The following is an 18,470-nucleotide window of genomic DNA, read 5'->3' on the forward strand; positions in this document are numbered from 1 at the left end:
ATGTACCTATATGACAAATAAATGGGTTATGTGCCTTGTCCATTGAAGAACACATCAATCGTGCTTGGTGCGCCGATTAGGCTGGAGCGGTAGGAAAGACGCGTGTATTTGAGAAAACGCTGAGGTACCAATACATCGACTGACCCGGACAAAATGCCCGTTACCGTCGTTACATCCGTGTACCAGTTCGTTCCGTTGGCGCTAATCTCAACAAGAGCATCTACCCGGTTTACACCCGGCCCCCGGTTATATACAAAGAAAGAATACGTGCCAAATACACTGGTCGTAACCGCCGGGAGCGCTGTGAAGGTGTTGGCGGTCGGGGTGCTTATGAGTTGGGACTCCTGAAAACTCTTCTGTGAAATGGACGTCACACTGCTAAGTGTTCCCGCGGTAATTGTAGCACCGAGCACGCTGGTGATTGTACCATTTAGCAGGTTTGTCAACGTCCCTGCAGTTACCGTTGCGCCAAGTACGCTTGTAATGGTTCCGTTCAATAAGTTTGTCAGTGTTCCTGCGGTAATCGTTGCTCCCAATACACTCGTGATCGTACCATTCAGCAAGTTCGTCAACGTTCCTGCGGTCACCGTGGCCCCGAGCACACTGGTAATGGTTCCGTTCAACAGGTTCGTCAACGCTCCGAGTATACCTGTGATGGTACCTGCTGTAATCGTGTTCACACTGTGATCGTTCCCGCCGTAATCGTCGCTCCCAATACACTTGTAATCGTACCATTCAGCAAGTTTGTCGTGTTCCTGCGGTCACCGTGGCCCCGAGCACACTCGTGATCGTTCCGGCCGTAATCGTTGCTCCCAATACACTTGTAATCGTACCATTCAGCAAGTTCGTCAATGTTCCGGTCACCGTGGCCCCAAGCACACTCGTGATCGTTCCGGCGGTAATCGTTGCTCCCAATACACTTGTGATCGTACCATTCAGTTCCGGCGGTAGTTCGTCAATGTTCCGGCGGTCACCGTGGCTCCGAGCACACTCGTGATTGTACCGTTCAACAAGTTTGTCAGCGTTCCTGCTGTTACGGTTGCCCCGAGTACACTTGTAATCGTTCCCGCTGTGATCGTTGCTCCCAATACACTCGTGATCGTACCATTTAGCAAGTTCGTTAATGTACCCGCTGTAACTGTGGCCCCAAGCACACTGTTGATCGTACCTGCCGTGATCGTCGCTCCAAGCACACTCGTGATGGTTCCGTTCAGAATGTTGGTAATGGTTCCGGCGTTAATTGTAACCGTGGTCAGACCTGAGATGTTACTGATCGTTCCGTCCAAAATAATACCAACCACGTTCCCGCTTGTATCCGTTCTGACAGGCTGGGCTGTGCCTGTACTATCCTGACCAAAAATCAAGGTTCTCAGATTATCCGGATTCGTATTAAACGTTGTAAAGTTAGGCATGTGCCTCGTCCTCCTCCCTGGTCAAATCTGTGAGATCATACTCCCTTATGGCATACGCTGCGCCTGAAAGTAAACATCGAGCCGGGTCGGCTGATCCGGTTCAACGGATCGAATTGCAAGCCGGGTATAGTGCAAAAATCGCAATGGTACCAGCGCTTTGGTCTGGCCTCCCGCGACCACCTCCTGGCTGTCCACAGCATAATCCACGGCATTGGGGCTGATCTGGATCTGTACAATAGCCGGATGTTTGCCCCGATTCACAACGCCATAGGTATACATGCTAAGTGATGAGGTGTCTTGTGCCGGGAGTGAATCCATGCTGCTACTGGTTTCGGCTCCGACATACGTATGCTCTGTAAAACAATGAATAGCACCAGGGAGTTTCGTACGTGAGGAAGCACCCTGCTTGAACCGGGGACGAGTAATCCGGGAACAAGGGGGTTTCAGCAATTTAGCGCGGCAGGAATGACGGGAGCGGCGGCGACTGACATATTTAGTTGGTTGCTTCGTTCTCTTCTTGCTTTGCTTCGCTGTTCGACTCATCTCGATTTCCCCTTAAAAAATGTGCTTACGCATCGTATGCCCGGATTGGATATACGGGCACGGCAACCGCCGTTATTTCCAGATATACGGCTCAGTCCCCAATCCATTTTGCTTCTTTTCACATACACTGCAAGTACAATGAAATACGAATCAATCGGAATGTTGCTCAAATGAACTGGTCTATGGAAGGTGGATGAGATGACCAACTATAATGTATTCAACCAATCTAATCGTCCCCTGTTTACTCAACTGACCAATACCTTCTCAGCCCCGGGCATTGAAGCGTCACCAGACAGTGGTGCAGCTGCTGCAGGCAGTTTTTTTGCCCTGACGACCAACAATACCTTAATTCCTTCCAACCAGAGTCTTCTTCTACAGATCCTGAATGCCGCTGGCAGCGGCCGAACAATACGCATATCCAGCCTCACAGGAGGCACAACAGCGGCAGCTACTCTTGTTATCTATTCAGGAGGAACCGTGACTGTCGGTAGCACACCAGTGCCCGTCAATACGTTACTTGGAAATACCAACGCCAGTGTAGTTACCACAAGACAAAATACAGGTACTCTGGGGGAACCTTCACAAGCATCGCAAGTATTCCGCTCACCGCAGGAATGTATTCACTGGATCTGAATGGCTCCATTATTGTTCCACCGGGACAAACATTATCCATTAGCGTAGGCACGGGGAATCAGACCGCAGCCATTAATCTGTTCTGGTGGGAAATCTGAGTTTGACCCTGATAAAAGGAGGTGCACACTGTGCCGAACAATAATGTATTCAACCCGTTAAGCCAGCCCGTCTATACGTCCAACACCAACACGTATATTTCTCCCGGCATTGTTGCACCTCCGGAGAATAATGCTGGCAGTACAGGCAATCTGTACAATGCAGGTTCCACCAACTCCACAACACTGGGGTTGCTGGGAGGAACGGTTATCGCCACCGTACAATTGGCCAATCCCGCAGGGAGCGGGAAAACCCTATACGTATCACGGCTCTCCGGCGGAATCACGGTATCACTCAATCTGTTATCTTCCTTCAGTGGTTCCATGAGTCTGAGCGCTAATGGAACACTGACATCGCCCACCGCACTCACATCGGTAAACAGCAATCTTTCCAGCAGCAATACCAGCGTAGCCACGGTACGCTTCTCTGCTGCTACACCTTCAGGAGCGACCCCATTGATGGCTATGCCCCTTCAAGCAGGGCCGTTTCTGTCCAATGAATTCGGCCGTTACGTGGTTCCTCCGGGTCAAGCCATTAACCTCTCTGTCAGCGGATCACTTTCAGTTGGTGGACTGATGGCCTCAACTGCTTATTTTGCTTGGTGGGAAGTATGATTCGTTCAACGATGTATAACAAAGGCAACGTGCAAACAGCCGCCCTTCGGTGACTACCGGAAGCCCCTTTGATAGAACGGATGAGCGACTTGGCTTCCGAGAGGGTGAGGGCGAAGCAGGAGGCTCGGCCTGCCGGAAGGTTAATCGCTTTCCCTCTGTTAACATTCGGAAAGCACAAGGGAAAATGCGAGTACAACAAAAACCAGCTAATGTTTGTCAAGCATTTCGGTTGGATGAGTTCTCTTTTCGTGGTATACTTTTTCCGACCAACACGAATAACCTCCACGGGTATGGAGGTTTTGGTTAAATATGGATTACACTTGGTAGGGCTGGCCTTTCTGCAAGATGGCGAAAATGTGATGTAACAGCTTGTTTGCGCAGGCGATCACGGCCACCTTGTAGGGCTTGCCCTCGTTTCTTTTTTCTCGTAGTACGAACGGATTCTTGCATTCGCATTCTTTCGCATTCCACATTGCACCGCTAAATATAGTGAACGTCTGAGCCTTTTAGAGCCTCGTTTCGTAATTCGTGTACTTGTCGCTGTGAACTTTCCTGAACTGAAAATCCCTGGGTCAAGGCCCGCAAACGCTACAAGTTGCTTCGCATCACTAAACTGTTTCACATCACCTAGTTCAGCTACAATGGCTGCGGCCAGTTTCGTTCCAATTCCCGGGATACTTCTCACCAGTTCGACTTCAGGCAGATTTTCTGCGAGTTCCTCCATTTGTTTTTCGAGTTCCTCCAGTTGCCGAATCATCGTCAACAATAAAGAGACCATTCCGAGCAGTGCCTTGCTTTGAGCGGGGCTACGCCGAATTTCTCTCCATTCATCCTGTACTTCCTCCAGTTTTCTCGCTTTTTCATTGGCCCATCGCTTGGAATGGGATCGTCCCGAATTACCCTGAATGACTTCATTCCAATTCGTCACACTTCCCTCCAAACAATGAGACAGCACCGTCAATGATGTTGTTGAAAACACATTGTAAAATATCTGCTCATACGCCGGAAAAACTTGCTCCAGCAAGGCTCTGCTGTTCAGCTTCGCCTGCACAAAGATTCCCGTGACAAACTCATGCTGCCGAGTCAAATGCTGTAGCTCTGTAAACGTCTCATCCCAATTTCGATGCGGCTTCACGTCGCCGCGATAGTACATCTCTGCCAGATGCCAAGCATCTGCAGCATCTGTTTTAACTTTGCGTAACTGCGTTCCCTTCGCTCGCTTGGATTGCAAGGGATTCACAATGTAGTAGGTGTAGCCACTCCGATTCAGATAGGACACCAAGGCACGATGGTAATGCCCAGTCGCCTCCAAAACAACCACTGGAGCGACACCCGTTTCGGCTTGAAGGGCCCCTAACACCTCCGTAAATTGTACGAATCCACTCGCAACATGCTCAATGACGATAGCTTTACCAACGGGCTCATTTCGTTTTTGAAACGCCTGTATCACACTTGAACCTTTAGCGACATCTACACCAACAACAGGTTCCATGTCCTCACTCCTTATCTTTCGTTTCGCCGGTCCTTTCCACGATGGTTCCAAACCCATAGCTTCGCTTGTTATACGGGGTCAACTGCCCCTACCAGCCCAAACATGGTCTTTTGGAGGTCGTGGGAGAACTGTTTTTGTTACGAGGTCCTAGCCCCTAAAACCGCCACGTTCTCCCGGCTTCCCCCATCGTAAAACGACCACAAAAAAAGGCCAACCAGTAATTACTGGCTAACCTGATAATACGAAAGACCTTCTCTGAAGAAGATCTTTATCTAGGTATCAATCCTACTCTCCGTTTGGAGAGTAAGCTTAATCATTAAGATCAAAAAGAGCACCCGTATGGATGCTCTTTAAGAATGAGTAAAACGATGATTTATTATTCAATGCACTTCTTTCTTTTTGTCCATTTCAGCCCATACTAGATAAATAATCCCTAGACAGAGTGCAATTATTTCTGGGACAAAAGAAAAGGATTTAGTAACTGACAAAGCATACTCAAACATACCCTCACCTAAAACATTATCTTTGCGGCCCATAATTGCCGCAACAATAAAATGTGTACTATTTCTCGAAATAAACAATATGGCAGAGATGACAAGGAGGGTAATACCAGCTGCCCGTTTATTCATATAATCATTCCTCCTTGGTATCAATAGATTTGTTTTAATTCGGAACTGTATCAGTTTCCATTATTACATAGAGCCCATCAGGCAATCCTGCATTTCCTTTTTTCGCGATATAAACGTCTAGAAAATATGTCTCATCAGTTATTTTCACATTGGTCTTACCATCGAAGTTCCATAGTTCTTCATACATTGTACCAAAAGAATTACTCATGTTGGGAGTATATTGCATCCATGAGTATTTTTTTGGAGGTATTGGTTGAGCAATTGAATCAGTGTTAGAGTATGAGTTGCTCCACGATGCCCCTACTGATACCCCTGCAGTAAATGCTTTTTTTGTATGAGAAGCGGATAAACTAACGTTACTCGTAAAGGATTGTGAAGCCGCAAAGGAGATAGTTCTAGTGGCAGTTTGTGTCCCAGAATTATAAACCGGAACTGAAATTCTGCGAGCTAAATTTTGCCGATACACTGTAGGTACGAAGCCAGCCTGAACGTATCTACTTCGATCAATCAAAGCAAATGGTGTAATCAAATCATCATCATTAGAACGACTCTTTAAATCCCCAATATTAATTCTATTAGTCATAATACTTTTCTGTGCCTCTAAAAGTTGTTGTTTTTCCTCATTTTCCTTTATTAAAAGATCATACTGCTCAGTATTAAGCTCTTTTTTCACCCCATCTTCAACGATAAATGCTCTTGATACATTAGACTCGGCCGAAACTGTATTTTCAGTTTCAGCAAAAGCAGCTGAGCTGGTACCTCCTACCAGTGCTACTACTAAAGACAGAATTACAGGAAACTTCAACTTCAACTTCATTTTTCACTTTCCCCTCTCTTAGGTTTATTTACGTACAACCAAATACAATTAATGTATTAAATGTATCTGATTATAATAAGAACACCTTATCTCAGTGTAAAGTTATGGGATTTTATAAAAAATAATAATTTATTATCCATATGAGAAAATAACATCCATATTTATAGGTTTCCACACCAGATCCAAGATATAATCACTAAAAAAATACCGATGAGGATCACCGTTTCTTTGAATATTCAAGCTCAATCAGAACAACACGTACTCTTCATCTAAGAATAGTTTTGGGAATTGATCTCTCACTTTTTCTTCCTTAGAATTTACAATCATTTTATAAGAAAATAGTTGAGCGTCACTGCTCCAAGGTTTAGTAACCCATAATTCACGGATTCTTTCCTCTTATTCATGTTCAGGATAAGGAACTATATCAGGATCAAGTAATGCATCATCAATTCCTAAAATATTGAAGATACGCTTGTCGTATCTTATTTACATGTAAGTTCGCTTCTCTCGGCTTTGGTAAAACCATGATTATCTCCTCACTCTTTTATGGTAGGAACAGCTAGCTATTAAGAGAGCCCCAAGTTTCAATATGGCTAGTTGTCTGACTGTGGATACAATGATGTTAGGTATCGGGTCAAAGCTGTCAGTCCAATTCCTGCGGAATAGTCTTTTTTGCTCCAGACACGAGAGGCTGCTTCCCTTCCCACAAAATGCGCTGTAGTAGTATGCCGGCAAAACCAATTACCAGCGTAGCGAGACCGATATATTGAAAGGTGGGGCTCGGCCCCGCAACTCGAATGAGCGCTCCACCTGCAAGTGGAGCTACAACCAGTACAACACTGGATAACGAGTTTTGAATGCCAAAGACGCGCCCTACATAGGCAGGAGGGGTTTCCTTTTGCAACAAATAATTCAGAGTTACCATAAATAGCCCATTACCCAGCCCAATGCAGAGGCCCCAGATAATAACCCAAATTTCAGGTGTTTGTGGGCCGATCCACCCCAGCGCAGCAATTCCGGCACCCACGAACAGATATCCTCCACCCAGTCCCCACCCATACCCAATTCTAGGCAAGCGATTTAACAACAAAATGGTGACGACTGCCCCGGCTCCTGCCGAAGACCCCAACCATCCGAGCAGTGATTCATTACCTGGCTTGATCTCCCGAAACAGGGTCGTAAACTGATAATCAATCATCAGAATGGCCATGAGTCCAAAACAGCCGAACAAAATCGTACTCATCACGGTGCGACTGCTCTGTATAAAACGCCAGCCTTGCTTCCACTGGGAGAACAAAGATTCCGATCCATCCTTTTCACTTGCAGTACTTCCGTCTGATTCAACGGACTCCGACTTTTCCACCAAACGCCGCAAGGGCCATAATACCGCACCCGACAACAGGCGGGTACAGGCATTAATGACAATACAGATTTGTGGTGAAAAGATGGCCAATATGACTGCACCCAGAAGTGGTCCCGCCACTTTAGAACACTGGCTCACAAAACCGTTTAGGGATGATGCCTGAAACAGATGCTCCTCTGCCACCACCTGGCGGGTTAACGCCTGCTGAGCTGGAACGTGAAAAACTCCCATCATGGCCCGCAGGGCAAGAAGTGGAAGCAGCCAAGCCGGGCTTGGTGCGAATAAAATAGCAACGGTTAATCCCACGGTGATCACGTCACACAGGATCATGATCTTTACTTTGTGCAGACGATCAGCCAGGGCACCTGCAAAGGAGCCCAGCAGTATGCCTGGGACAGCCATACATACAGGAATAAGTGCAATGATCAGCGGATCGGCGCCCCAGCGGTAGGACACCATCACCTGGATGGCGAGTGCATCGAACCAATCTCCAAACGTAGCCAGTGAGTATGCGATAAACATGCGGACAAACTGGAGGTTAGTCCATAAGCTTTTGGAAGATTCCGCAGATGAGGCGGGTGATTCGGTGGATTCATTGGATGTGGGTTCATTTGAAATGACGGTCATACATGTACTTCCTCCCTTGATTACAGCCGTTAGCGGTCTGTATGTTCCTTGGCTGTAATCATAAGGGCGTTATATCAGAGGAAGATCAGAGGATGGGGAGGTAGGAGATAAAAAGTTACGTATTTCATCTACAATTTGTTGTCCATATGCGGGTACACCGTAACTTTTGCCGATCTCTGCATACACTTGACGATACTTACTGCGAATTCTGCCTTCGATTCGATGATGACCCAGGAATAGGAGAATCTGATATGCAGCATTCAGATATAGTGGTGCGTTCAGCGACATTTTCAATACATCCAGACCGTCATCCATTCTTAACTCTGCCTCACGAATCCGTCCCTGCCGAAGTAACCATAATCCTTCCATCACCTGAAAACGTCCAATCTCCCGCAGATACGGGGCATCCTTCAATCCTGACCGCAGAACTGCCATCTGGGCCTCAACAGCTTCACCGCTGCCACCCCACAGTTCCACATACAACGCTGCAAGTGCTACAGGCAGTCTGAAATTCTTGAGCTCGTCAGTCTCTATTACACGATATGTTTCTTCCAGCTGCTCTTTGGCACGTTGATATTGGCCCACCTCTACATAGACTTCAACGATGTTGAGAATGCGGAGTTCGCGAAGCTGATCGGCAGACAATGCAGCTGAATTCAGCGCCTGTTCATACAACTGAATACTATCCGCTGGTTCGATCAGGGGGTGCACAAAAATTAGTAGCCAATATAGTCGCTCCTCAAAAGGAATTTCCTTTGTTGTAATCAGCCATTCCAGATCTCCCTGTATAAAACGGATATACAACTGATAATAAGGGGCAATCTGAATGCCAAGTGCCTCCTGTTGTTCAACCAGGGTCTGTATGGCGTTTCCCTGCCCAAACACATGATATTTACGAAGTAATCCGTGAATGACCTCCTGCATTTCTGGGTCCTGAGCAGAGGGGCTAGCGGGTAGAGCGGACTTGTTCTCATGCACAGCAAGTCGATATCCGTAGCCCCGTACTGTATCCAGACGGATCTCGTCCCAGCGTTTCAGCTTCTTGCGCAGGCGATAGATATGATCGTCCACGGTGCGTTCAACCGGATATTCCAAAGGCCATACCCGATCCAGCAGTTGACTACGGGTGAAGGCTTTTTCCTTGTTTTCATACAGGAAATGCAGCAGTGCAAATTCCTTGGCGAGTAGACGAATGGATTCCGTTCGCCGTGTTACCGTATATGTCCCTTCATCCAATTGCAAAGACATGCCTGGTTCCTCCTACTATGTATAATTCGCTGATCCGAAATCGTATAGATTCATTCCATTTTTTCAACGTGTTCAACATACCATAAAAACCCTTTGCGAGAACGCAAAAGGTTTTTTATCGTCTAACTTATAGATGGCTTAGATTGTGGATTACGGTACGTATAGCTATTCTTCCAACAAGTGTTCCCTTGTCTTAACCCAGCACGACACGATCATCTGCCATTTTTTTGCCGCTAATCCGTTCGAATTCACCAAGCAACTCAGGGACAGTCAACGTACGCTTGCGCTCTTCGCTGACATCCAGAATTATTCGGCCTTTGTCCATCATGATCAGACGGTTACCCAGACGAATGGCCTGCTCCATATTGTGCGTCACCATCAATGTAGTCAGTCTCATCTCACGCACAAGTGTCTCCGTTAGTTCCGTGATCAGTTCGGCACGTGATGGGTCAAGGGCTGCCGTATGCTCATCCAATAGCAAAATTTGCGGCTGGGTAAACGTAGCCATTAACAGGCTAAGTGCCTGCCGCTCCCCACCAGACAAGAGACCCACTTTTGCATTCGGACGCTTCTCCAGTCCAATTCCCAACTTCTCCAGTTGCGTGTTAAAAATCTCCCGTCTGGCACGGGTAACTCCGAAGCCTAGTCCGCGTCCTTTGCCACGTTTGTATGCCATCGCCATATTCTCTTCAATGGACATATGTGGTGCTGTTCCTGCCATCGGGTCCTGAAACACCCGGCCAATCCAGCTGCTGCGTTTATGCTCCGGCAGGTTTTTGATGGAGCGGTCATTGATCAGTACATCGCCCATATCCGGCTTCATCACACCCGAAATGATGTTCATCAGCGTAGATTTACCGGCCCCGTTACTACCAATCACCGTCACAAAGTCTCCCGGATTCATCGTCAGATTCACACCAACCAGCGCGGTCTTCTCATCCGTTGTACCTGGGTTGAACAGCTTGGTTACTTGCGTAATCTCCAGCATGATCACATACCTCCCTTCGCCTGATGACCCCCGGATCGCATCAACTCTTCCGTTCGTTTGCGAGCCAGACTACGCTGCTTCATGGAGCGCTGCATCGTTGGGAATACAAGAGCAATAATGACGATCACCGCGGTGATCAACTTCAGATCAGATGTATCAAACCATTCCACTTGAAGCGCAAGCGCGACCACAATCCGATAAATGATTGAACCAACGATCGCTGCAAGTGTAGCCCAGAATACCGTTCTTGCTCCAAGAATGGCTTCACCGATAATGACGGAAGCCAGTCCAATAACGATCATACCGATGCCCATCGTGATGTCTGCAAAACCTGATTGCTGTGCAATGAATGCACCAGATAGTGCAACCAATCCATTGGATAAGCTGACACCTACAATGGTAGTCACATCCGTATTTGCACCAAAGCTGCGAATCATACGTTTGTTATCACCTGTCGCGCGGAGTGCCAGTCCAACATCTGTTTTCATGAACAGATCGAGCATGATTTTAAACACCAGCACCACGATGATAATTAACACCATGACATGCTCACCTGAGAATGGATTATCCATGCCCATAATGGATTTATTCGGTGCGCCAAGAATACGCATATTAATGGAGTAGAGCGCGATCATCATCAAAATCCCGGATAATAATCCGTTGATTTTGCCTTTGGTATGAAGCAGACCTGTACAAGCCCCAGCCACCATGCCGCCAGCCATTGCCGCCAAACAGGCAAGCCAAGGAGAGAAGTCATTGGAGATCATAACCGCCGCGATTGCGCCTCCTGTTGTAAAACTTCCGTCTACGGTAAGGTCAGGAAAATCGAGTATGCGGAACGTAATATATACACCAAGTGCCATCAGTGCATATAAAAGCCCCAGCTCGATCGCCCCTTCAATTGAATTCCAGCTTATACTCACACTACTTCCTCCCTGTCTATCGAAAAGAATGAGGCGAACCCGTTGCACGTCCGCCTCGCATCCATACTGCCGGATTACACTCCGGTCAGATTATTGAATCAATCTCATAACTCATTAAATTTATGAATTGATTCTATTGAATAATGTTGTTTTCCTGGTCTTTTACTTCCGCTTTCATCTCATCCGTAACCGTGATACCTTGGGCTTCAGCCGCTTTCAGGTTCAGGATCAGATCCAGTTTGTCCGGAACGGTGACTTTCATATCACCAGGATTCGTACCATTTTTCAGAATGTCCGCGGCCATCTCACCAACCTGATATCCATGGTCATAATATTTGAAGCCAACGGTTGCGAAAGCTCCTTTTTCAACGGTATCCCGATCACTGGAGAAGAACGGAATTTTATTACTGTTTGCCGTTTGGATGATCGTATCCACCGCACTCACGACAGAATTATCAAGTGTAATGTAGAAGGCATCTACTTTGCCAACGAGGGAATCCGTAGCCTGTTTTACTTCAGATGTATTCGTAACTGGTGCTTTCACCAGCTTGATATTATGTGTTGCGAGCGCTTTTTCAGCGTTATCTGCCATAACCACCGCATTTGGTTCACCTTCGTTAATGACCAAGCCCACCGTTTTCACATCCGGCAGATTTTTAGCGATAAAGTCAGCCAATTGTACGATAGCCTCCGGATTCGTGTCGGATGCACCTGTAACATTGCCGCCCGGCTTATCCATATCGGTCACCAGTTTGGCACCCAGTGGGTCTGTCACTGCTGCAAACAACAATGGCTTGTCCTTCACTTGTTGAGCCAGAGCCAGCGCAGATGGTGTTGCGATGCCGAGTACGAGATCATTTTTGGAATCACCCGAGATTTTCTGTGCAATGGACAAGTTGTTCGTCGAATCACCTTGCGCGTTATTGTAATCAATTTTGAGGTTCTTGTTCTCTTCAATGCCTGCTTCCTTCAGGGCTGCGATGAAACCTTCGCGTGTTGCATCCAGGGATGGATGTTCAACAATCTGCGAGATGGCAATCTGATATGATTTTTCCTCGCTGCCTCCACCTGTTGTAGTCCCCGATCCTTCGGATTCCGAGCCTGTACCGCTGTTATTTCCGCAACCTGCTGCAACGATCATTGAAGCAACCATCATCAGTGACATCCAAAATTTCTTTTTCATGTGTGAGAACCCCTCTCCATCTTATAAAATTTGGTTACCCTTATCGAGATTCCATCGACACGATAGGGCGGGACAAAACAAACGCTTCAACGCATTGTTGCTTTGATCGACAAAAGCAGACAAATATAGACTTTTCTCATGCGACTGAAGTCCATGACCCGTGTTGGTGTTTTATTGTTCCCCTAATATTAAGGGGCGTCCCGATATCCGTCAATGGTTGAACCGCTTCCAATTTACTTTCATTGTATGGTTGTGATAGAAAACATTACATAACGACGAAAAAGCAACCTGCAAGTTATGCGAATGGCTCGTCAAGAAGCTGTAATGTGCTTAGGCGCTTCACGTTGACCAGCTGCACCAAGCCAACGTGTTAGCGCCAAACAATAGAATTGCCCTTTCTCCAATGCTAACGAACCCGAGACATCTTATTGGGGGAATAATCACGATATGCAAATCCTAACGAACCTCATACTCGTTATTCATTCAAATATTAGAATTCGATACCGAGAATCAGCCAAATTAAGCAAAATAGCGCCTTTACGATTCGTTAAATTTTGAAAAGATCTTTGGAGAGGAAATTAACGTCTACAGGGTTCGTTAGAGAAATTTCTTTCATACAGTTTCACGTAACGCAGGATATAAAAAAGAGATGGCCTCGACGAAACTCGATACCATCTCTTCTTCTTTACACTTTGAATATCTTTTATTATCTTTTTTTCAAACTCTCACCAATTAATTCCCCGACGCTTCGCGAATCTCATACTTGCACCTTTTGCCGCCATCGGCGTAACATTCAGTACGCTCCACCTCAGCTTGGAGTAGCGAGCGGAACAGTTCCAGTTCACAGCGGCAAGCCTGCTTGTAGACACTCGCGACTTGTACAATCGGGCAGTTCATTTCCGTAATGACGTAAGTTCCATCGTCTTCTCTGGACGCATCCGCCATATATCCGTTGGCATTCTGGATTCGAGCGAGTTCCTCCACCCGTCCAGCCAGATCCTGGCCCTCCATCTGTGGCAATCCGCTGCGAAGCAACTTGTCCCGGCGACTCTCGAACAATGCATCTACCACACCGCTCCCGGCTGAGTCAGACAATTCTTCAAGAAGTTCCAGCGTAAGGGACGAATATGATTTTGGAAAAAAGCTGTCCCCGCGTACCGTCAATTGGTACACCGAGGAAGGACGTCCGGCCGTAGCCCGGGCCTCCCGAACCTCAATCCAGCCGTCCTGCTCCAGTGCCGTCAGATGACGGCGAATGGCCATGCCGGTCAGACCCAGATCAGCTGTCATTTCCCTCGCGGTCAATGTACCTTGCTGCTTCAGCATGAACAAAATCCGTTCACGCGTCGTTCGTTCCTCTTCGCGCTTCACGATCAGCACCTGCTCTCCTGCTTATGCGTGTACCGGTGCTGCCTCCCGGCAGGCATCCGAGCAAAAGCGGTTATGCGTCTCTTCGCAATCCTCACAGCTTACATGCTGTAGGTTGCAGGTTGGACAATTAATATATCGGTCATGTGTCGTTCCACAGTGATAACAGCTGGCAATGACAATATCCTCTTCTGTCCGGTTAATCGGTACAGAGATCCGCTCGTCAAACACGTAACACTTACCATCGAACAGATGGCCTTGTACTTCCGGATCTTTACCGTACGTGACAATACCGCCGTCCAATTGAGCCACATCCTGGAATCCTTCATTGATCATGAACCCAGTCAGCTTCTCGCAGCGAATGCCGCCAGTGCAATAGGTAATAATCGTTTTGTCCTTCATGTCACCCAGGTTCTCGCGGATCCACTCCGGAAACTCACGGAACGACTCCACATCTGGACGGATGGCCCCGCGGAAATGACCAATTTCGTATTCATAATCATTGCGACCATCGATAACGATAACGTCATCACGTTGTAGATGTTCATGGAACTCTTTCGGCGAAAGGCGTTTGCCGCTAGTCACATTTGGGTCAAGTTCATCTTCCACACGGAAGGTTACCAGCTCTGCTTTGTGACGAACAAAGATTTTTTTGAACGCATGCTCCTCGACATCATCAATCTTGAACACCATGTCGCTGAACAGCGGATTAGCCAGCATATCTTTCATGTACTGTTCCGTCTGTTCTGGCGTACCGGATACGGTACCGTTGATGCCTTCGGATGCGATCAGAATACGGCCTTTCACACCCAGGTCCTTACAGTATTGCAGATGCTCTTGTGTAAACGTCTCGGGGTCTTCAATCTTCACGAACTTATAATATAAAAGCACGCGGTACGCGCTGTTACACATGTATATCACCTGTTCCTATTCCATGTTGTTATTAGCCGGATCATCCGGCAAGACGACTACGTTGCACCCTTACTGTTAAAAAGAAAATAAACAGCCGCCCGAAACATCGTCTCGAACTGCTGCCTGACATTCGACTTTTATTCCTGCATTCTAGTTTATCGGAAGCGGAACAGCTTAGTCAATATAAATGTATAGTAAGGCATGAAAGATATGGAACATATCTGTCCGCACCATTCACCCTATTCCGAGATCGTAATGACCGAGGTTACAAAGTGATACGATTCATTCTCCAATACCGCCTGCGATAACAGGATTTTATTTCCTTTCGGGCTCCAGGCGAGTGGGTCAGAAGCGTTGTCCATATCGGCCGAGATCTGGAACTGTTCTGCCGACTCCGTGTTGGAGACAAATAGCCCTTTCTCATTATCATTCTCAGAATTGATGGTATATGCAATCTTGGAATCATCACCCGACCAGCTTGTGCCGAAAATCTGTGTGCCTCTGGCAAGCGTGGCCTTCTCATTGCCTTCCAGATCGGTGAGCACCAGCGCCCGTTTGGTATCCGCTGTTTTTTTCACAATCGCAAGCCTTGTTCCATCATTAGAAGGGATGACCCACTCCACACTTTTCAGCACCTGTTTTACGTCACCCGTCTTCGCATCGTATGCATTCAACTGGCCATCTTCGCCCGTAATATAATAGAGCATATTGCCTGACACCTTGATACTCCGTACATTGAAATTACCTGTTTCCACCAGTATCTTTGTTGTACCGTCCACACTTGCCGAGATCAGATCACCCTTCATATTAGGGAAAACGACATGTTCATTATCCAGCCACGCGCCCTCTTGGATAAATCCATCCTCCTTGCCAGCAGGGGTTGTCTCCCCGTTATGCAGGTTCAGGAAGTAGCCTTTGCCCGTATTTTCCTCCGGCTCGCGGTAGAACAGGTACTGACCATCCGGTGATACCAGCGGTGCACCCAGACTGGCTTCACTTTCTTTGAGCGGCGTGTCTGTACCTTTCGTCAGATCATACATATATAAGTTATGCGGGTATCTTTCCTGACCTTCAACCGTGACGGGTTTCAAGGACTTGTTCTCTTTGTCGGATACAATCCAATCATCACTTAGCCATGCGATTCCGCGCATATTCGGCAATTTATCAATCTTCTCCAGCTTGAAGCTCTGGTACACGGACGTGTTGGTATTATCTTTTACCGTAATATCCGTGCCCGTTTTCCCGCCTTGTGCGTTGCCCCCCGGCTCCGTTGTTCCCCCGCATGCCGCTGTCGTTAACAGGGCAATGGCTCCGAACGTGCCCATAGCTGCTTGTTTCCAATTCATGATGGTCCCCCCTGGTTTCTCTTGCTATAGACCAAGCATATACATCGCATACTTCCAAAGTTATTCAGACTTGTTTCGAACTTGTAAACTTGAATCAGCCAATGGGAACATGAGCTGGAACGTCACACCTTCCCCATCTTCTGGATCGCCCGACAGCAGGGTGATTGTACCGCCCTGTTTTTCAACAAACTGCTTCACGAGAGATAGACCCAGTCCGGTTCCGCCGGTTTTTCTGGCTCTGTCTTTGTTCACGGTGTAAAAGGGTTCAAAAATCTTCTCCCGCGCCTCTGCCGGAATCGGCATACCCGAGTTATAGATGCGAATGACCGCTTGACGCTCCTGCATCCGCAGTTCATTCTTCACCCGGATCACACCATCCGGAACGTTATATTTGATGGCATTATCCAGCATGTTGATGAAAATATGCATAAGACTCTCCCGATCGCTGCGGATCACCGCCGGTTCAAGATCCAGTTCCATGTTCAGCGCAAACTTCTCCGCTTTCCCACGCATCCGGCCACAGGCATCCTTCAGTAGCGCGCTGACCTCTACATCTTCGGCCTGGTTCTCAAAGTCATACTTCTCCAAGGCAGATAAATGTAAGACTTTCTCGACCATCTCGTACAGCCGCTCCGTTTCTTTGCCAATGTTACTTGTGGCATCATCAAGCAGTTGCGGATCATCCTTATACATGTCGAGCAGCTCCACATAAGCTTTGATCGATGTCAGTGGTGTCTTGAATTCATGGCTGATGTTACCGATATATTGTTTCTGCTGCTGTTCCAGCGCTTGAAGTTTCTCAATCGCCAGTTGCAGCTTCTGCTGCTCCGCATGCATGGCTGTGATATTTTGCTGAATGGATGTACTCATATAATAAATGCCCTGCCCCAGCTCCCCCAACTCATCCTTGCGCTTTAAAGGAGACTCCGTAATGTAATTCCCTTCGCGAATGGAATCTGCGGACCTCTTCAGTCGGGTAATCGCAACGGCAAACCGATTGTAGAACAGATAACCTAATATGAAGCTCAGCGCAACAACGACAATGCCCGCCCATATGAACAATTGAAGGATGCGAGTATAGAATTCATGGTAGCTTTGGACCGGATATTGCATCCATACAGCACCCATCTGTCCATCCGGACCGTCCAACGGTGCCGCATAGAGCAAGGTATCCCCTTGTTCATGATAGGCAATTTTATTTTGCAGTGCATAGTTGAGCGTATCCTGAACAATCGCACTCTCCCCAGAGCTGATCGATGAACCGACTTGTTGGCCTTTCATATCATAGAGCGCTATCGGCAATCCGGTAGAGTTGGCCAGTTCCTGTGCAAGCCTGCGGCCGTTTTGTTGTAAAAAAACGTCCTGTTCCAGATGAACGGACTCCGTGTAGTAGGACTGTCGCACATTCAGATTCACCAGCCGTGTCTGCTGTGATAAAATACCTTCAATTTGTGACTGCTGATTGCGTTCAATACCGCGCAGAACCAGTGAACTAAGCACAACCACCGTTAGGATAAGCAATGCTGCCAGAAAAACACTGAACTTCAGCTTGATGCTGACTCTCATATGGCCCCGCCTGTTTCAGGTGCAGATGCTTTGTAGCCAATCCCGTATACGGTCTGTAATTTTTGCTGATCCGTATCTCCAATTTTTTTACGCAAACGCTGGATGTGAATGTCAACGGTCCGTGTCCCACCCGCATACTCCATGCCCCAGACCCGGTCCAGCAGGTCGTCTCGTGTGTACACACGCTCGGGATTGGACATGAGAATGGTCAGCAGGTCGAACTCTTTTGGTGTCAGATCCAACTTCTCCTCATTCACGGTCACCGTGCGGTGAGCAACATGAATACGCAGTGTGCCATTCACGATGGCCTGATTCTTCGAATCGTCAGGTGGTGGACTGCTTTTCTCGACACGGCGCATCAATGCTTTTACCCTTGCGAGCAGTTCACGGATCTCGAATGGTTTGGTCATGTAATCATCGGCGCCCATTTCCAGGCCAACGATTTTGTCCACGATATCATTTTTGACGGTCAGCAAAATAATGCCGATATCCTCGCGGTCCTCCAGCCTGCGGCATACGCCGTATCCATCAAGCCTGGGCATCATCACGTCCAGAATCATGACCTGTGGGTGAAACGATGCGACCTTGACCAAGGCCTCTTCGCCGTCCCTCGCAGTATCTACTTCATATCCTTCGCGCCGCAGCGCGTAAGCAATGGCACTGACAATACTTGATTCGTCATCTACCACGAGCACTTTTTTATTCATGGG

At 47.5% G+C, this 18,470-nt stretch carries 19 protein-coding genes; 2 read left to right on the top strand and 17 right to left on the bottom strand.

Going from position 1 to position 18,470, the window contains the following annotated elements; genetic code table 11:
• Positions 1-26: 26 nt before the first annotated feature.
• From MKY95_RS31365 to MKY95_RS31380, 4 genes are read right to left on the bottom strand one after another with little or no spacing between them, the layout of a single operon-like run.
• Positions 27-680, bottom strand: a complete 654-nt coding sequence (locus tag MKY95_RS31365; protein WP_339196007.1) for a DUF6385 domain-containing protein — start codon at positions 678-680, stop codon at positions 27-29.
• A gap of 55 nt (positions 681-735) precedes the next feature.
• Positions 736-915, bottom strand: coding sequence for a hypothetical protein (locus MKY95_RS31370; protein ID WP_339196009.1), 180 nt, complete (start codon positions 913-915; stop codon positions 736-738).
• 20 nt (positions 916-935) lie between these two features.
• Entirely contained in the window at positions 936-1,412 is a 477-nt protein-coding gene (locus tag MKY95_RS31375) for a hypothetical protein (RefSeq protein ID WP_339196011.1), read from the bottom strand.
• 45 nt (positions 1,413-1,457) lie between these two features.
• The gene (locus MKY95_RS31380; protein ID WP_036606672.1) at positions 1,458-1,955 is read right to left on the bottom strand and encodes a DUF6385 domain-containing protein; all 498 of its coding nucleotides are present in this window, start codon (positions 1,953-1,955) and stop codon (positions 1,458-1,460) included.
• Between the two features lie 198 nt (positions 1,956-2,153).
• On the opposite strand from MKY95_RS31380, the gene MKY95_RS31385 reads away from it, so the two are divergent.
• Together MKY95_RS31385 and MKY95_RS31390 are read left to right on the top strand one after the other, a co-directional pair.
• Positions 2,154-2,588: a hypothetical protein gene (locus MKY95_RS31385; RefSeq protein ID WP_339196013.1), complete on the top strand. Its 435-nt coding sequence runs from the start codon at positions 2,154-2,156 to the stop codon at positions 2,586-2,588.
• A gap of 128 nt (positions 2,589-2,716) precedes the next feature.
• Positions 2,717-3,298 carry a hypothetical protein gene (locus tag MKY95_RS31390; protein WP_076320338.1) on the top strand — a complete coding sequence of 194 codons (582 nt, stop codon included), beginning with the start codon at positions 2,717-2,719 and terminating at the stop codon, positions 3,296-3,298.
• 385 nt (positions 3,299-3,683) lie between these two features.
• Here MKY95_RS31390 and MKY95_RS31395 read toward each other — a convergent pair whose 3' ends face one another.
• The 13 genes from MKY95_RS31395 to MKY95_RS31455 form a co-directional block, all read right to left on the bottom strand.
• A complete protein-coding gene (locus MKY95_RS31395) occupies positions 3,684-4,790 on the bottom strand; it encodes an IS110 family transposase (protein WP_339196015.1) in 1,107 nt (368 codons plus the stop codon).
• A gap of 380 nt (positions 4,791-5,170) precedes the next feature.
• The gene (locus MKY95_RS31400; protein WP_076320089.1) at positions 5,171-5,419 is read right to left on the bottom strand and encodes a hypothetical protein; all 249 of its coding nucleotides are present in this window, start codon (positions 5,417-5,419) and stop codon (positions 5,171-5,173) included.
• Between the two features lie 34 nt (positions 5,420-5,453).
• A complete protein-coding gene (locus MKY95_RS31405; RefSeq protein ID WP_076320090.1) occupies positions 5,454-6,236 on the bottom strand; it encodes a hypothetical protein in 783 nt (260 codons plus the stop codon).
• A gap of 643 nt (positions 6,237-6,879) precedes the next feature.
• Complete coding sequence (locus tag MKY95_RS31410; protein WP_083669954.1) at positions 6,880-8,226, bottom strand: MFS transporter; 1,347 nt, start codon at positions 8,224-8,226, stop codon at positions 6,880-6,882.
• 69 nt (positions 8,227-8,295) lie between these two features.
• Positions 8,296-9,474, bottom strand: a complete 1,179-nt coding sequence (locus tag MKY95_RS31415) for a winged helix-turn-helix domain-containing protein (RefSeq protein ID WP_076320091.1) — start codon at positions 9,472-9,474, stop codon at positions 8,296-8,298.
• Positions 9,475-9,667: 193 nt separating this feature from the next.
• The gene (locus MKY95_RS31420) at positions 9,668-10,462 is read right to left on the bottom strand and encodes an ATP-binding cassette domain-containing protein (RefSeq protein ID WP_036606660.1); all 795 of its coding nucleotides are present in this window, start codon (positions 10,460-10,462) and stop codon (positions 9,668-9,670) included.
• A gap of 2 nt (positions 10,463-10,464) precedes the next feature.
• Positions 10,465-11,385 carry an ABC transporter permease gene (locus MKY95_RS31425; RefSeq protein ID WP_017691724.1) on the bottom strand — a complete coding sequence of 307 codons (921 nt, stop codon included), beginning with the start codon at positions 11,383-11,385 and terminating at the stop codon, positions 10,465-10,467.
• Positions 11,386-11,518: 133 nt separating this feature from the next.
• Positions 11,519-12,568 (bottom strand): ABC transporter substrate-binding protein, encoded by a 1,050-nt coding sequence (locus tag MKY95_RS31430; RefSeq protein ID WP_074092683.1) that lies wholly within the window; start codon positions 12,566-12,568, stop codon positions 11,519-11,521.
• Positions 12,569-13,300: 732 nt separating this feature from the next.
• Complete coding sequence (locus MKY95_RS31435) at positions 13,301-13,948, bottom strand: winged helix-turn-helix transcriptional regulator (protein WP_081745846.1); 648 nt, start codon at positions 13,946-13,948, stop codon at positions 13,301-13,303.
• Positions 13,949-13,960: 12 nt separating this feature from the next.
• The gene (locus MKY95_RS31440; RefSeq protein WP_036606654.1) at positions 13,961-14,848 is read right to left on the bottom strand and encodes a rhodanese-related sulfurtransferase; all 888 of its coding nucleotides are present in this window, start codon (positions 14,846-14,848) and stop codon (positions 13,961-13,963) included.
• A gap of 239 nt (positions 14,849-15,087) precedes the next feature.
• Complete coding sequence (locus MKY95_RS31445) at positions 15,088-16,194, bottom strand: hypothetical protein (protein ID WP_051447007.1); 1,107 nt, start codon at positions 16,192-16,194, stop codon at positions 15,088-15,090.
• Positions 16,195-16,254: 60 nt separating this feature from the next.
• Entirely contained in the window at positions 16,255-17,760 is a 1,506-nt protein-coding gene (locus tag MKY95_RS31450) for a HAMP domain-containing sensor histidine kinase (protein ID WP_076320092.1), read from the bottom strand.
• Complete coding sequence (locus tag MKY95_RS31455) at positions 17,757-18,467, bottom strand: response regulator transcription factor (protein WP_076320093.1); 711 nt, start codon at positions 18,465-18,467, stop codon at positions 17,757-17,759. The genes MKY95_RS31450 and MKY95_RS31455 overlap by 4 nt, the downstream gene beginning before the upstream one ends.
• Positions 18,468-18,470: the final 3 nt, after the last annotated feature.

The organism is Paenibacillus sp. FSL P4-0176 (assembly GCF_037975265.1).
Lineage (GTDB): Bacteria > Bacillota > Bacilli > Paenibacillales > Paenibacillaceae > Paenibacillus > Paenibacillus amylolyticus.

Coding starts and splice junctions, on each gene's coding strand:
- MKY95_RS31430 (WP_074092683.1), bottom strand. CDS start 12,568: ATGAAAAAGAAATTTTGGATGTCACTGATGATGGTTGCTTCAATGATC.
- MKY95_RS31445 (WP_051447007.1), bottom strand. CDS start 16,194: ATGAATTGGAAACAAGCAGCTATGGGCACGTTCGGAGCCATTGCCCTG.
- MKY95_RS31440 (WP_036606654.1), bottom strand. CDS start 14,848: ATGTGTAACAGCGCGTACCGCGTGCTTTTATATTATAAGTTCGTGAAG.
- MKY95_RS31420 (WP_036606660.1), bottom strand. CDS start 10,462: ATGCTGGAGATTACGCAAGTAACCAAGCTGTTCAACCCAGGTACAACG.
- MKY95_RS31405 (WP_076320090.1), bottom strand. CDS start 6,236: ATGAAGTTGAAGTTGAAGTTTCCTGTAATTCTGTCTTTAGTAGTAGCA.
- MKY95_RS31455 (WP_076320093.1), bottom strand. CDS start 18,467: ATGAATAAAAAAGTGCTCGTGGTAGATGACGAATCAAGTATTGTCAGT.
- MKY95_RS31375 (WP_339196011.1), bottom strand. CDS start 1,412: ATGCCTAACTTTACAACGTTTAATACGAATCCGGATAATCTGAGAACC.
- MKY95_RS31400 (WP_076320089.1), bottom strand. CDS start 5,419: ATGAATAAACGGGCAGCTGGTATTACCCTCCTTGTCATCTCTGCCATA.
- MKY95_RS31410 (WP_083669954.1), bottom strand. CDS start 8,226: ATGACCGTCATTTCAAATGAACCCACATCCAATGAATCCACCGAATCA.
- MKY95_RS31395 (WP_339196015.1), bottom strand. CDS start 4,790: ATGGAACCTGTTGTTGGTGTAGATGTCGCTAAAGGTTCAAGTGTGATA.
- MKY95_RS31415 (WP_076320091.1), bottom strand. CDS start 9,474: ATGTCTTTGCAATTGGATGAAGGGACATATACGGTAACACGGCGAACG.
- MKY95_RS31380 (WP_036606672.1), bottom strand. CDS start 1,955: ATGAGTCGAACAGCGAAGCAAAGCAAGAAGAGAACGAAGCAACCAACT.
- MKY95_RS31450 (WP_076320092.1), bottom strand. CDS start 17,760: ATGAGAGTCAGCATCAAGCTGAAGTTCAGTGTTTTTCTGGCAGCATTG.
- MKY95_RS31385 (WP_339196013.1), top strand. CDS start 2,154: ATGACCAACTATAATGTATTCAACCAATCTAATCGTCCCCTGTTTACT.